Source organism: Achromobacter sp. D10, assembly GCF_035282245.1.
Classification (GTDB): domain Bacteria; phylum Pseudomonadota; class Gammaproteobacteria; order Burkholderiales; family Burkholderiaceae_B; genus Achromobacter; species Achromobacter insolitus.
Window position 1 is genome coordinate 68,896 of record NZ_JAYJLE010000009.1, and the last position, 14,405, is coordinate 83,300.

The 14,405-nt window shown below is 67.0% G+C and carries 12 protein-coding genes; 2 read left to right on the forward strand and 10 right to left on the reverse strand.

What is annotated here, in order from left to right:
• Positions 1-8: 8 nt before the first annotated feature.
• Together VCS63_RS21230 and VCS63_RS21235 are read right to left on the reverse strand one after the other, a co-directional pair.
• Positions 9-1,031 (reverse strand): dipeptidase, encoded by a 1,023-nt coding sequence (locus VCS63_RS21230; protein WP_063641023.1) that lies wholly within the window; start codon positions 1,029-1,031, stop codon positions 9-11.
• Positions 1,032-1,096: 65 nt separating this feature from the next.
• Positions 1,097-2,425: an FAD-binding oxidoreductase gene (locus tag VCS63_RS21235; protein WP_323880971.1), complete on the reverse strand. Its 1,329-nt coding sequence runs from the start codon at positions 2,423-2,425 to the stop codon at positions 1,097-1,099.
• Positions 2,426-2,597: 172 nt separating this feature from the next.
• On the opposite strand from VCS63_RS21235, the gene VCS63_RS21240 reads away from it, so the two are divergent.
• Positions 2,598-3,359 (forward strand): IclR family transcriptional regulator, encoded by a 762-nt coding sequence (locus tag VCS63_RS21240; protein WP_076814848.1) that lies wholly within the window; start codon positions 2,598-2,600, stop codon positions 3,357-3,359.
• Positions 3,360-3,379: 20 nt separating this feature from the next.
• Here the strand turns inward: VCS63_RS21240 and VCS63_RS21245 are convergent, their stop codons facing one another.
• The 7 genes from VCS63_RS21245 to VCS63_RS21275 form a co-directional block, all read right to left on the reverse strand.
• The gene (locus VCS63_RS21245) at positions 3,380-4,504 is read right to left on the reverse strand and encodes an FAD-binding oxidoreductase (protein ID WP_323880973.1); all 1,125 of its coding nucleotides are present in this window, start codon (positions 4,502-4,504) and stop codon (positions 3,380-3,382) included.
• The gene (locus tag VCS63_RS21250) at positions 4,501-5,883 is read right to left on the reverse strand and encodes an FAD/NAD(P)-binding oxidoreductase (protein ID WP_323880975.1); all 1,383 of its coding nucleotides are present in this window, start codon (positions 5,881-5,883) and stop codon (positions 4,501-4,503) included. The genes VCS63_RS21245 and VCS63_RS21250 overlap by 4 nt, the downstream gene beginning before the upstream one ends.
• Positions 5,874-6,176, reverse strand: coding sequence for a (2Fe-2S)-binding protein (locus tag VCS63_RS21255; RefSeq protein WP_063960726.1), 303 nt, complete (start codon positions 6,174-6,176; stop codon positions 5,874-5,876). The genes VCS63_RS21250 and VCS63_RS21255 overlap by 10 nt, the downstream gene beginning before the upstream one ends.
• Complete coding sequence (locus VCS63_RS21260; protein WP_323880977.1) at positions 6,173-7,858, reverse strand: thiamine pyrophosphate-dependent enzyme; 1,686 nt, start codon at positions 7,856-7,858, stop codon at positions 6,173-6,175. Before VCS63_RS21260 ends, VCS63_RS21255 begins: the two co-directional genes overlap by 4 nt.
• Complete coding sequence (locus VCS63_RS21265) at positions 7,855-9,591, reverse strand: hydantoinase B/oxoprolinase family protein (protein ID WP_063960724.1); 1,737 nt, start codon at positions 9,589-9,591, stop codon at positions 7,855-7,857. The genes VCS63_RS21260 and VCS63_RS21265 overlap by 4 nt, the downstream gene beginning before the upstream one ends.
• A gap of 10 nt (positions 9,592-9,601) precedes the next feature.
• Positions 9,602-11,677, reverse strand: a complete 2,076-nt coding sequence (locus VCS63_RS21270; protein ID WP_063641033.1) for a hydantoinase/oxoprolinase family protein — start codon at positions 11,675-11,677, stop codon at positions 9,602-9,604.
• 124 nt (positions 11,678-11,801) lie between these two features.
• Entirely contained in the window at positions 11,802-12,734 is a 933-nt protein-coding gene (locus tag VCS63_RS21275; protein ID WP_223306517.1) for a LysR family transcriptional regulator, read from the reverse strand.
• Between the two features lie 142 nt (positions 12,735-12,876).
• Here VCS63_RS21275 and VCS63_RS21280 point away from each other — a divergent pair, with 142 nt between their 5' ends.
• The gene (locus tag VCS63_RS21280) at positions 12,877-13,848 is read left to right on the forward strand and encodes a Bug family tripartite tricarboxylate transporter substrate binding protein (protein ID WP_042794564.1); all 972 of its coding nucleotides are present in this window, start codon (positions 12,877-12,879) and stop codon (positions 13,846-13,848) included.
• Positions 13,849-13,886: 38 nt separating this feature from the next.
• Here VCS63_RS21280 and VCS63_RS21285 read toward each other — a convergent pair whose 3' ends face one another.
• Positions 13,887-14,360, reverse strand: a complete 474-nt coding sequence (locus tag VCS63_RS21285) for a DUF4148 domain-containing protein (protein WP_042794563.1) — start codon at positions 14,358-14,360, stop codon at positions 13,887-13,889.
• Positions 14,361-14,405: the final 45 nt, after the last annotated feature.

The following is a 14,405-nucleotide window of genomic DNA, read 5'->3' on the forward strand; positions in this document are numbered from 1 at the left end:
CTATGGATTCAGGCGGCGGCCCAGGCTTGCGCGAGCGCGCGCTGGAAGTTCCCGCCCAGCACACCCAGGATCTGGCTGTCCGTCAGTCCGGCCTCATGCAGCGCGTGGGTGAAGGCGGGGAATTGCGCCGGCGTCGGGGTTTCGACGGGATAGCGCGCTTCCATCACGTCGCCAAAGGCGTCGGAGAAGTCGCCGCCCGATTTGGCGTATTTGGTCCGCGACATCACCATCACGTGGCGCACCGCCTCGTAGGTGTCCACCGACGGAAAGTCCGTGCCGATGCCCACGTGCTCATAGCCCACCAGTTCGCCGATGTACTTAACGTTGGCGACGAAATCCGACAGCAGGGGTTGCTGGCGCGGGTCGCCCCGCCAGCTCAGATATGCATGGATGCTGCAACCCACCACCCCGCCGGTCGCGGCGACCGCCTTGATGACCTCGTCCGATTTGTTGCGGGGCCGCTTGATCACCGCGTTGGCATTGGCATGGGTCAGCAGTACCGGCTTGCTGCTGTGATGGGCGGCGTCCAGGCAGGTTTGGGGCGCGCAGTGGCTGAGGTCGATGGCGATGCCGACGCGGTTCATTTCCTCGACCATTTTCAGGCCGAGGTCGCTCAAGCCGGCGTTGCGCTTTTCCAGGCAACCGTCACCCAGCAGATTGGCTTCGTTGTAGGTCAGCTGGATGACGCGCATGCCCAGTTCATGAAACAGGGCGACGCGATCGATCTGGTCGCCCAGCGGCTTGCCGTTCTGCCAGCCCATGATGACCCCGAGCTTGCCCGTCTGCTTGGCGCGGACGATATCCTCCGGCGTTTCCACGAGCAGCCAGGAGGAGTCCGGCGCGGCGCAGCGCTGGCGCCAGGCCATGCAGTCTCGAAGCGCTTGCTCGAAGTCCGCGCCCATGTCGCTGACGGTGACGTTGATTGCACTGACGCCGCCGGCCAGCATGTCGCGGGTACTGCCGTCGCTGAAGAAGACCAGGCCGTCGATGACGGTGGCGCGGCGATGCAGGTCGGCGCTGTGGCTGTCCATGAAAGAATTCCCCTGTGGTTGGATGAGTTGTTGGAGGCTGGCGCACGGCAGGACGGCGGCGGCCGTCATGTGCCGTAGCGACCGTAGCGGAATGGGTGCAGATCGACTGCCGGCGTCTGGCCCTGGATCAATCGCGCCATGGCTTCGCCGGCCGCGGGGCCGATGCCGAAGCCGTGGCCCGAAAAACCGGAGGCCAGATACAGGCCGGGCAGGCCGGGCACCGCGTCCATGACGGGCATCGCGTCCGGCGTGACGTCGATGTATCCCGCCCAGGACTGCGCGATGCGCGCTTCGCGGAACGCGGGAAAAGCCTGGACCAGTCTGTGCCAGGCTTGCTCGACACCGCGCCGGGATGGCTGCGGATCCAGCACGCGATGCCGCTCGAAAGGCGACACGCGGTCGGCCGGAAAGCGGCGCGGGATCTTCAGCTCCTCGAAGAAGCGTTTGCCAAAGCGCAGGCGCACGAAACCGCTGTTGGCTCGCCACGTGCTGAAGAAATGAGGCATCAGCCGGAAGGTGTCGGGCACCACGTCGGCCATCGACGCGCCGAACTGCGATACCGAGTAGCCGCCGTCGGCCCGCTTGCGGCAGGTGAAATTCTTGCCATTGATCGCCGCCAGCGGTCCGGTGTCGAGAGGCGTCGTTCTCAGCACCGACCCGCGGACCTTCAATTGCGGGAAATCCGCGCCCAGGTTGCCGCAGAAAAGCCGCGACCAGGCGCCCGCCGCGACCAGTACGGCCTGGGTTTCCACGCGGCCGTGCTCGGTCAGCAGGGCGGATACGCGGCCCGCGCTGCGTTCGACGCCGCGCACGGCGCAGCCTTCGAAAACCTGCGCGCCCGCGGCGCGGGCCAGCGTCGCGATGGCTCGCGTCGCGAGTTGCGGTTCGGCCACCCCGTCCGTGGGGCTGTACATGGCGCCGGTCCAGGAGCGCCCGGTCGCAGGCAGCATTTTTCGCAACTTGCGGTTATCCAGCAGACGGGCGTCCACGCCATATTGGCGCGCGCCGTCGATCCAGGCCTGATGGCCCGCCGCGTCCGAGTCGTTTTCCTGAAGGTAGAACATGCCGTTGCGGCGAAATCCGACGTCTATCTTGTCCTGGATCTCGCCCCAGAGCTGGTTCGCCCGTTGCGCCAGGGGAACTTCCGGCAGGTCGCGCCCCAGAGTGCGCACCCAGCCCCAGTTGCGCGACGATTGCTCGCAGGCCAGAGTGCCTTTTTCGAACACGGCGACCCGAAGCCCGGCGCATGCAAGGGAGTAGGCGGTACTGACGCCGATGATGCCGCCGCCGACGATGGCGACGTCGACGGCAGCCGGCAACGCTACCTGGTTCGAGGCCGAGGTTGCGGGATTACCGGTGGCGGATGCCGGATCTTGAGAGGAAGACGCTTGCATGGCAGCCCGATTTGTTGGATTATCGCTATTCGATAACAATATACGTATATCGATAAGCTTTGGTTTTTATACTGCTCGCGGGACGGGGCGGCAACGTAGGGTTTCCCTGGGCCTTGTCGCTTTCGGGTTTTTTGCGGACAAAATCCGCTCCTGCCACACACACGGAATCTGCATGTCTGAACCTTCCGCCTTGATGATCCAGTCGCTGGAAAAAGGCCTGGCCGTACTGGAATCCTTCCGCGGTCACGCCTCTTTGAGCTTGCAGGAGATGGCCCGCGAAAACGGCATTACCATCGGCTCGGCGCAGCGCGTGGCATACACCTTGGAGAAAACCGGCTATCTGTCCAAGGATCCGCGCAGCAAGCGCTACAGCATGACGGTCAAGGCCGTCGGGCTGGGCTACAGCTATCTGTACCGGCAGCCCTTGTTCCAGCACGCGCACGCAGTGCTGCACCAGGTCAACCAGGAATGCGGAGAGATCGTCAACCTGGCGGTGCCCGAGGGCGACAATATGGTGTTCGTGATGCGCGTCGCGCCGGCCCGGCATATTCCCGAGTACATGCCCGTGGGCACGCAGATACCATGCATTGCGAGCGCGTCGGGGCGCGCGTTATGGGCGCTGTTGCCGCCCGATGAACTCGATCTGAAGCTGCGCAGCATTACCTGCGTCAAGCACACGCCGCGCACCACCACCGACCTCGCCACGTTGCGCGCACTGATCGACGAAGCCAGGCGCGACCAGTACGCCTATGCCGACGAAGAGTTCTACGCCGGAGACCTGAACGTTGCAGCCGTCATCCATGGCGACAACGGCGATCCGCTAGGCGCGCTGAACATCTCCGTGCCCAAGCCGCGCTGGTCGCTGGAGCGTGCGCGCGCGGAACTGGGGCCGTTGGCGATCCGGGCGGCAAGAGCAATCAGCAAGCGCAATTGATGCGCGCCGGCCAGCCCGCATCAGGCTGCCTGGGCGGCCGCGTCCCAGCGGCTGACCGAGAACTTCTCGCCCATCATCAAGCCGCCGCGTCCGGTCGCCATCTCGGCGATGACCTCGCCCACCGCCGGGGCAATCTGAAAGCCGCCGCCGGAAAAGCCGAAGGCATGCAGCAGGCGCGGCACCCTGGGGCTGAAGCCAATGACGGGGTTCTTGTCGCTGAAGTAGCCTTCGATGCCCGACCAGCAGCGGATGACGCTGGCGCAGGCCAGGGCGGGCAGGATCGCCGGAGCCGTCCGCCCAAGTTCCGCCAACGCGGCGCGGCCCGGGCGGCTGCGGTCGCCGGGCAGGGCGACGCCATAGCCGCCGCCCATGACGACGTTGCCGCGCGTCACCTGGCGGGCATAGAACCCGCCGCCTTCCACGCCGAGCGACACGCCGATCTGCGGCGCAAGCGGTTCGGTGACCAGCATGGTCGGATACTTCACTTGCAAGGGCAGATCATCACCGAAGCCGCGCGCGACCGCCGCGCCCCAGGCGCCTGCCGCGTTGATGACGGTGGCGGCGCGGATGCGGCGTCCGTCGGCCGCCGTCAGCAGGAAATCTTCTCCCTGAGTATCTGACTGCGTAATGGCGCAATGTTCCAGCAGGTGGGCGCCAGCCCGGGCGGCTGCATGCGCAAAGGCGGGCGCAACCAGGCGCGGGTTGGCTTGGCCGTCCTGCGGGCACAGCGACCCGCCTGCCATGCCAGGACCCAGCGCCGGGAAGCGGCGGCGCAGTTCGGCGGCGTCGATGATTTCCAGGCCCAGGTCGAAGTCGCTTACCTTGTCGCGGTAGGCGCGGAGTTTGTCCAGATCGGATTCCGTGCGCGCCAATTTCAGGTGCCCGCTGCGCACGTATTCCGCATCGGTGCCGATGAGTTCGGGCAGGCGCGACCAGATGCCGTGCGCGCGCTGCGCCAGGTAGAGCTGTTCGATGGAGCGTCCTTGCCGGCGCACGCCGCCGAAGTTGACGCCGCTGGCGCGCGCGCCGCTCGCGCCGCTGTCGATCAGTGCCGTGGCTACGCCCATGCGGCGTAGCGCCAGGGCGGCGCTGGCGCCTACAAGACCGGCGCCAATGATGGCGACCTCGGTTTTCAGCGGGTTCATGGTTCCACCCCGCCGAGCATGGCCAGGTTCAAGGGCTTGACCGGCGCCTGGCCGCGCAGGCGGCCGATGTCCGCCAACGCCAGTCCGCGGCAGTCGGCCAGCAGTTCGGCCGCGCCAGCCTGGCACATGCGGCCCTGGCACAGGCCCATGCCTATGCGCGTCAGCGCTTTCAGCCGGTTCAGGTCGTCGATGGCGTATTGTTCGGCCGCGGCGCGCAGCGTGCCCGCGCGCACTTCTTCGCAGCGGCAGACCATGACCGAGTCGTCGCAACCTGCAGCGGGCAGGGGAAAGGCCTGATCCAGGCCACGCCGGAACCGCGCCCACTTTGCCTGCCGGCGGGCCAGCGACCGGACCCGGGCTACGCTGACGGCGATACCGCTGTCGGCCAGCATGGCCAGGGCCGCGCGTTCACCAGCGAGTTCGGCCATGACGGCGCCGCCTATGCCCGCGCCGTCTCCCGCCAGGTAGACACTGGCCGCCGAGCTGCGCCCGTCGGGGTCGCGGCGCGGAAGCCAGGCGCGTTGGCCGGCGTCGAAATCGAAAGCGCAATCCAGCAGGTCGGCCAATTGGGTTTCCGCGCGCAGTCCGTGGCCGACCGCGAGGGCGTCGCAAGCGAAGGCGCAGGACTGGCCTCCGATGGTGGCCCGCACGGTCTCGACCCGGCTATCGCCCTGCGCGGCGTCCAGCTGCGCATTGTGGTGCACGGATACGCCGTGGGCGCGCAACCATCCCAGGTAGTACAGGCCCTTGGCCAGCATGCCGGGCTGGCTCAGCAGCGCGGGCGTGGCGCGGACCTGCGCACCCAGGGACGCTTGATCCAGCACGGCCAGCACTTGGGCACCAGCGCGCGCATACTGGTAGGCGACCAGATACAGCAGAGGTCCGGTGCCGGCAAACACGATGCGCGGCCCGAACACGCAGCCCTGGCTTTTCAGCGCGATCTGCGCGCCGCCCAGCGAGTAGACGCCGGGCAGCGTCCAGCCTGGGAAGGGCAGCACACGGTCGGTGGCGCCAGTAGCGAGCAGCAGGCGCGAGTAAGCCAGGGTTTCCAGTTCGCCGTCGCGGATCAGGTCCAGGCTGCCTGGCGCGGCGTTCCACACCGCGGTTGCGGCGCGATAGTCGGCCCGGGCTGCCAGGTCCGCGCCCGCCGCGTGGATGGCTTGCGCGCGCTTCCATTCGAAGCCGTAGCGCTGGCGCGCATGGCCGCGCGGGGCTGTGCCCTGGCGATAGATCTGGCCGCCGGGCAGGGCGGCTTCGTCCACGATCACCGGACGCACCCCGTGGCGCAGCAGCGTCTGCGCTGCGCGCACGCCTGCGGGGCCGGCTCCCACCACTACCATGGGCGGCGCGCCCAGATCGTCAGGCCGATTCATCTGCATGCAAGTTCTCCGGGCTGGGCGCTGACCAGATCCATGCCGTCTTCCGCCTGAGTGGAACAGGCGCGCAGGCGCTTGCCGTCCGCCGTCTGCACCCAGCAATCCTGGCAGGCTCCCATCAGGCAGAAGCCGGCGCGAGGCGCGCCTTCTCCCAAGGTCACGCGCAGGTGTTGCGCGGCCAGCAGCAGCGCCGTCAGCACGGTGTCACCTTCGTGGGCCTGCAGCGGCTGGCCATTCCAGGTCAGCCGCAGCGCGGGCGAGACGGGCGCCGACACGCGGCGCAGGAGCGGCGTCATGCCGCGTTCTCCACCCCGCGCAGTTGCGACAGTGTGCGGTCGGGCAGGATGATGTCGGCGTCGTAGCGCAGTTCCACGACGGCCGGCATACGGTGTTCTTGCGCGTAAGCCAGCGCGGCGTCATAGGCAGGCGCGAAATCCTCCGTGCGCTCGACCGCCGAGCCGAAGCCGCCATAGCTTTGCGCCAGCAGCGCAAAATCCGGATTGACCAGTTCCGTGGTCAGCGCGCGGCCGGGATACGCGCGCTCCTGGTGCAATCGGATGGTGCCGAAAAGCCCATTGTTGAAGACCAGCACGACGATGCCCAGGCGGTACTGGGCCGCGGTGGCCAGTTCCTGCATGGTCATCTGGAAACAGCCATCCCCGGCAAAACAGATCACCGTCGCGTTCCGATCGCGCAGCTTGGCGGCGATGGCTGCGGGCAGGCCGTAGCCCATGGCGCCGACCGCGGGCGCCAACTGGCTGCCGGGCCCTTTGAAGGCAATATGCCGGTGCGCGTAGAGCGCATAATTGCCTGCGCCCACGGTGACGCACGAGTGTGGCGGCAGGGTGGCAGCGACATGGCGCGCTGCTGCGTTCAGGTCCAGCGGGCCGGGCGTGGGGGGCAGCGGGGCTGCGGTGGCCACGGCATCTGCGCCGCGGCGGCGCGGATGCCAGCCGGGTGTCGGCGCCAGTTCGGCCGCGGCCTGGGCAAAGCCTTCCACGCTGGCCACCATGCCCAGCGCCGGCGTGCACAGCCGTCCGATCTCATTGGCGTCGGGATGGATGTGCACCAGGGTCTGGCGCGGGGTGGGGGAAGCCAGCCATTCGTAGTTGATGGTCGTGGGCTCGCACAGGCGAGTGCCAAGCGCGATGACCAGATCACTGTCCATGACGGCGCGCTTCTGGTGGGCGGGCATGCTCGCGCTGACCTGGCCTACGAAGTTCGGGTGGTCGTTGTCGAAGAGTTCCAGGCGGCGCCAGGCGGTCGCCACGGGCAGGTCGAAGCGCAGCGCGAAATCGCGCACGGCCTGGCGCGCGGCGGCGGGCCAACGCGACCCTCCCAGCAGCAACAGGGGCCGTTCGGCCGCTTCTAGCAGCGTGCGCAGGCGCGTCATGTCGTTGTCGGCCGGGCGTGCGCAGGGTGTCGGGGGCGGCGCGGCCAGCGCGGTGCCGGCGAGACTGGACAGCATATCCTCGGGCAGCGCAAGCACCACGGGTCCGGGCCGCCCGCCCGTGGCGATCGCCCAGGCGCGCGCCAGGTATTCAGGGATACGGTCGGCCCGTTCGATCTGCGCGACCCATTTGGCCAGCGGCGTGTACATGGCGCGGTAGTCCACTTCCTGGAAGCACTGGCGGTCGACGGTGTCGCTGCCGACCTGGCCAATGAACAGAATCATCGGCGTGGAGTCTTCCCTGGCGGTGTGCACGCCGATCGCCGCGTTGGTGGCGCCAGGTCCGCGAGAGACAAAGCAGATGCCCGGCTGGCCGGTCAGCTTGCCATGCGCCTCCGCCATGTAGGCGGCGCCGCCCTCCTGGCGGCAGACCACGGCTTCGATCGCACCGCGCCGCGCGTAGAGTGCGTCGATGCAGGGCAGGAAGCTCTCGCCCGGCACCATGAACACGCGCTCGACGCCAAACGCCTGCAACTGCGCGACCAGCAGTTCGCCGCCACTGCGCATGCCCGATAGGGGGCCAGTCATGCCGCGTCTCCTTGCAGCGCGAGAGCCACGCGTTCCGTGCCGTAGTCGCGTTCGGCCGCGGCCCGGCTGACCTTGCCGCCCAGCACGTCGTTGCGGATGGCTGCGGCGCTGCGCTCGGCAGGTATTCCGTAGCCGCCGCCTCCGGGTGTCTCCAGCCGCACTGATTGGCCGTTGGCCAAGGGGTGGCCGGCGATCTTGTTGGCCAGGCGCTGTTCATCCGGTCGGCCCGGGTTCTGCACGACGCGCGAGGTGCCGCCGGCCAGTCCGCCGTTCAGGCCGGCGGCGCCGAACAGCGCGGCATCGCAGCGTATGGTGCAGATCAGCTGGTCGTGCAGCGACCGGATCTGGCGGGCGATGCCCATGCCGCCCCGGTGGCGGCCGGCGCCGCCGCTGTCGTTGACCAGCGCGTATTCCTCGACCAGCAAGGGGTACTCGATCTCCAGCGCTTCGGCGGGCAGGTTCGAGGTGTTGGTCACGTGCACCTGGATGCCGTCCATGCCGTCGCCCTGCGCGCGGCCGCCCGCGCCGCCGCCCAGGGTTTCCAGATAGACGAAGGTGCCTTTGCCGTCCTGCATCGGCACCGAGAACAGCATGGAGGGCATGACGTCATTGCACGACGCCATGGCGCGGTCGGGCGGAAGCAGTTGGCCCAGCGCGCCTATTACGGTGCCCGCCACGCGTTGCGCGGTGGTGACCCGCGCGCCCACCGCCGCCGGAAAGCGCGGATTGGTGATGGTGCCTTCCGGAGCCGTGATGGTAATCGGCTGGAACAAGCCGTTGTTGGGCATGAGCTCGGGGTCGAGCATCGCTTTTACCGCGAAATACACGCTGGCGTTCAAGGCGCTGGCAGGCAGGTTGAAGGCGCCGCGCGCCTGCTTGCCGGTACCCGTGAAATCCACGTAAAGCTGGCCATCGCGTGCGTGCACGTTGGCCTGGATGGTGACCGGATCGCCGCCCATGCCGTCATCGTCCATGCGCTCGGTGAAGGTGTAGGTGCCGGCGGGCAGCTGGGCGATGCGGTTGCGCAGGCGTCGTTCCGTGTACACCATGATGCTGTCAATGGCGGACAGCACGCTCTGCAGGCCGGACTGTTGCACCAGTTCCAGCATCAGCTTGGCGCCCTTGTCATTGGTGGCGATCTGGGCGCGGATGTCGTGCATCCGGTTGTCCGGCTCGCGGGTGTTGTGCGCGATCATTTCCAGCAGGTCCATGTCCAGCTCGCCTTCGCGCACGATGCGCATGGCCGGCAGCCGGATCCCTTCCTCCCAGACCGTCTTCAGATGGTGCGAGGTAGAGCCGGGGACCGCGCCGCCCACGTCGGTATGGTGGCCGATGTTGGCGGCGAAGAAGCGCAGTACGCCTTCGTGGAAGATGGGCGTGATGACGGTGATGTCCGGCGCGTGCGTGCCGCCGGCCAGATAGGCGTCGTTGCACAGGAAGGCGTCGCCGGGGCGCACGCCGGCCGCGCCGTAGCGCCGCAGCACGGCGTCGATCCCGCCGGACAGCGATCCCAGGTGCACGGGTACGTGGGCGGCCTGCGCCACCAGCCGGCCGGCGGCGTCGAACAGCGCCACGGAGCAGTCCTTGCGTTCCTTGATGTTGGTCGAGAACGAGGAGCGGATCAGCGTGTTGCCCATTTCCTCGGTGATGGACAGCAGGCGGTTGCTGAACACCTCCATTTCAATGGGGTCGAAAGTGTCGGTGCCGGGAGCCGAGGTCGAAGGAGTGGTCATGGCGTTCGCCTTAGATATTGAGGTTGACGACGAGGTTGCCGTATTCGTCGGCGCGGGCCTGCTGGCCCGGCAACACGACGGTGGTCGAGCTCATTTCCTCGATGACGGCCGGCCCGTACACCGGCGTGTCCACCGGCAGCAGGGCGCGGCGCAGGATGGGGGTGTCCACCCAGCCCGAACCCTCGAAGTACACCTTGCGGCGCTCCTTGATGGCGCCGTCCACGCTGGCGCCGCCCTCGACCTTGGCCAGCGGCGCTCGCGGCACCAGGCCGGTGGCGCGGACCCGGCAGTTGACGATCTCGACCGGACGGCCGGCGGCGTCGTAGCCGTATTCGCGCACGTGCGCCGCGCTGAACGCGGCGACGAACGCTTCCAGCGGCATCAGTTGCATGCCGTCCAGCGGCACGGCGATCTCGAAGTTCTGGCCCTGGTAGCGCGCGTCGATGACGGCGGACAGGCGCTGGTCCGAGTCATTGACGCCCTCGCTGGACAGCCAGGCGCGCGCCTTGCCGGCCAGGATTTCCAGCGCCTGCTGCACCGTCGTCCAGCCGTTGGCGGTGGCGTGGGCCATCAGCGTTTGCACGAAGTCCATGGAAATATCTGACAGCAGGATGCCGCGCGCGCACATGGTGCCCGGCTCCTGAGGAATCAGCAGCGTGCCGATGCCGCAATCACGCGCCAGTTCGGCGGCATGCAGGCCGCCCGCGCCGCCGAAGGCGCACAGCGCGAACTTGCGGATGTCATGCCCCCGTTCCGTGGAGACCGCGCGTACCGCGCGCGCCATGTTGGAGTTGGCGATGCGCAGGATGCCGTAGGCGGCTTCCTCCACGCTCAGGCCCAACGGACGGGCGATCTGCGCCTCCAGGGCCTCGCGCGCCTGGCGCGCATGGACTGCCATCCGGCCTTCCAGCAGCGCGACCGGATTCAGGCGGCCCAGGACGACGTGGGCGTCGGTGATGGTCACCACCTGGCCACCGCGGTTGTAGGCAATGGGGCCGGGCACCGCGCCCGCGCTCTGCGGGCCGACTTTCAGCGCGCCCGCGTCGTCGATGCGGGCGATGCTGCCGCCGCCCGCGCCGATGACATGCACGTCCACCATCTGGGTTTTGACCGGATAGTCGGCCACCAGCCGGCTGGAGGTGAAGAGCGGCCGCAGCTCGGCCACGAGCGACACGTCCGTGCTGGTGCCGCCCACGTCGAACGTAATCAGATTGGGCAGGCCAGCCACGCGGCCCAGTTCGGTGGCGCCGATCACGCCGGCAGCAGGGCCCGACACGCAGGTGCGCACGGGCGCCGTCAGCACCGACTCCACGGACATCAGGCCGCCGTTGGAATGCACCGTGGTGGGCTCTGCCGCCACGCCCATGCCGCGCACGGAGCTCACCAGGTTGCGCATATAGCCGGCCATGCGCGGACCGACATAGGCGTTGAGCGCGGTGGTGGACATGCGCTCGTATTCGCGAAACTCCGGCAGGATCTCGCTGGACACACTGAGGTAGACGCCCGGCAGGTGCTCGGCCAGGATGTCGCGGGTGCGGCGCTCGTGCGCGTCGTTGCGGTAGCTGTGCATGAAGCAGATGGCCACGGATTCGACGCGGGCGGCGGCCAGCTCGCGCGCTACCGCCACGACTTCGTCCTCGTCCAGCGCTTGCAGCACGGACCCGTCGGCGCCTATGCGCTCGGTCACTTCGAAACGCCACTCGCGCGGCGCCAGCGGCTGCGGCTTGATGACGTTGTAGTCATACAGGTGGGGGCGCGTCTGCCGGCCGATTTCCAGCACGTCGCGAAAGCCGCGGGTCGTCACCAGGGCGCAACGCGAGCCCCTGCGCTCGATCACCATATTGGTGGCCACGGTGGTGCCGTGGCCCACGTGCGCCAATTCGGAACCGGCAATCTCATGTTCGCGGATCAGATGGGCCAGGCCTGTCTGGATCGCCTCGGACGGGTCATGCGGTGTCGAAGGCACCTTGAAGTAATGCAATTCGCCGGTGTGCTCGGCAAGCAAGGTGAAGTCGGTGAATGTGCCGCCTACGTCGAAGCCGACGCGAAAACGGCGGGCGCCCGGGGCGGATGCGGTCTGGGTCACTCTGGTCTCCAGGATGCTGGCGCGGAAGGCGCCGGGAGTGGGATGACCAGAATGCTATTGACGCCCCATCATTCGGTCCAATCAAAGATTGGTATCAGGGATTATCACTATCGTGAATGATTTGTCAGTACGGATGCGATTCGGCCGGTTGCGCCTGATCGAACACCATGCCCTGGGCCTGGCAAACCTTGAGGATCTCTTCGCGCAGCCAGCGATGCGCGGGGATATTGTCCGAGCGCTCGTGCCAGATCAGATTGACGGTGCGCGGCGCGAACGGAAAGGGCGCCTCGACCGCCTCCAGCAGATGGCTGTAAGGGCTGTTGCGCACCGTGTTTAATGGCACCACGCAGATCAGATCCGTCTCGGCCAGGAGGCGCGGGGCCAGCGCGAACTGGTTGATGGTTAGCACGACGTTGCGCTTGTAGCCATGGGGCGCGAGTTCGTGGTCGATCAGGGTGGGCGTGCCCAGCAGGCTGACCATCAAATGCCGCGCGCGCAGGAAGCTGTCCAGGGTGAAGCGCGGCTGCGCCAGCAGCGGGTGGCCTTTGCGCATGGCGCAGACGTAGGTCAGGGTCTCCAGGGGCAGGGTGCGCAACGATGAGCCGAAATTCGAATACACGCCGGCCGCCATGTCGACTTCGCCTTTCTCCAGCAACACGCCGGCGTTGTCCAGCGAGTAGGGATGCAGGTGTATGCGCACATTGGGCGCCACGCTCTGCTGCTCCACGAATAGAGGCCGGATGACCTGGTCGGCCACGTAGTCGGACATGGCCATGCGGAATACGGCCTCGGAACGCGCCGGATCGAAATCGTTGCGTTCCAGGGTGTCCGCAATGCGGGCCAGCGCATCTCGAATGGGCGGCCACAGCAGTTCGGCGCGCTGGGTGGGCAGCACCCCGCCCTGGATCTTCACGAACAGCGGATCTTTCAGGGTCAGCCTCAGCCGGTTGATGGCATTACTGACTGCAGGCTGCGTCATGTGCAGGGCGGAAGCCGCCCGCGTCACGTTGCGCTCGGTCATGACCGCGTCGAAGATGCGCAGTAGATTCAGGTCCATCGAGGTCAGCATCGCAGTCCCAGGTGATTATCAACATTGGTGATAGAGATCTATTTTAATTGTTGATTAGCCATATAACGTGGGACCGCTTAATCTTCCCCGGGTGCAAGCGCAGTTGTTACACAACGAGGGGAAATCATTGATGGTCAAGCATCTGAAAACTCTGGCCGCTGCCTGTCTGGCGGCCTTGATCACCGCGCCCGCCTTGGCCGCGGATAACTATCCCAGCAAGCCGATCACGATTGTTCTGCCATACGCAACCGGTGGATCGGCCGACATGCTGGCTCGCTTTGCGGCGCAGGCTTTGCAGACCGAACTGGGCAAGCCCGCCATCGTCGAGGCCAAGCCCGGCGCTGGCGGCGTGCTGGGCACGGAGTTCGTCTCGCGCGCCGAGCCGGACGGCTACACCCTGGCGCTTACCGCCAGCGGCACGATGGCGGTGAATCCCTACGTCTACAAGCTGCGCTACAAGCCGCTGGAAGACTTCAAGCAGATCACGGTGCTGGTGGACCTGCCTTTCGTAGTGGTCACGAACAACGAATTCCCCGCGAAGAATCTGCAGGAATTCATCGACTATGGCCGTAAGAATCCCAACAAGATCACGTTCGGCAACGCCGGCCTGGGCACCCAGCAGCATCTGACGCAGCTCATGTTCGCCCGCGCGGCCGGCATGCAGGTCAACATCGTGCCCTACAAGGGCAGCAGCCCCGCCATGAACGATCTGCTTGGTGGCCATATTGATGCGGTGCTCGACAACACCGGCGTGCAGACGCCCTTTATCAAGGCGGGCAAGGTGCGTCCCTTGTTCGTCACCAACCCGGAGCGCGTGGCAGCCCTGCCTGACGTGCCCACCGCGCCCGAAGCCGGCCTGCAGGGATTTTCGGCGGTTGCATGGTTTGGCCTGGCCGCGCCCAAGGGCACGCCTGACGAGATCATCGAGAAGATCCAGCAAGCCCTGGCGCGTGAATTCGCCAAGCCCGAAATGAAGCAGCGCCTGCTGGATCTGGCGATGATCCCGCGCGTATCGACGCCGGCCGAAACCACGGCCCGAGTGAAGAGCGATCTGGAAACCTTCGGCAAGATCGCCAAAGAGGTCGATCTGAAGCCGATGTGACGGGCGGGTGCGCGCAGGCGGCCCGCTCCGAGCCTGCGTTAACGCCTGCCGTTCTCGATATCCAGCTGTTGTTGGTATTCGGCCCCCGTGCGCATCCGCACGTATTCAGCATAGCGTTGGCGGTACTTCAGGCTGAACACGTCAGGCGTCTGAGATCCGCGGTAAAGGTCCTCCATGCCCGCGCGCTTCCAAAGGACGAGGTCGGCGCGCACTTCCGCGCGCGTCCTGGAGGTGGCGCGCGGCTGGGGAGGCGGGTAATCCTGCTCCCCGTAGGTGACCAAGCCGGCGGCCTTGGCGCGTTGCAGCTCGTCGGCCACCTGGGCACGGGTCTTGCCGGGCCGGACCGGTGCAATGGCAGGCGGATAGTCTTGTTCGCCGTAAGTCACCAGTCCGGCGTTCTTCGCCTGCTCGAGTTCGAGCCTCACCTGTTCGCGGGTTTTCGGTTCGGCCTGGACTGCCGGGGCCGCGGCGGCAACGGAAACGGCGAGGATCAACAGGGTCAGACGGTTCATGATTTCTCCAAGGAACGTAATCCGGCAGACTCAAAAATCGTGGGG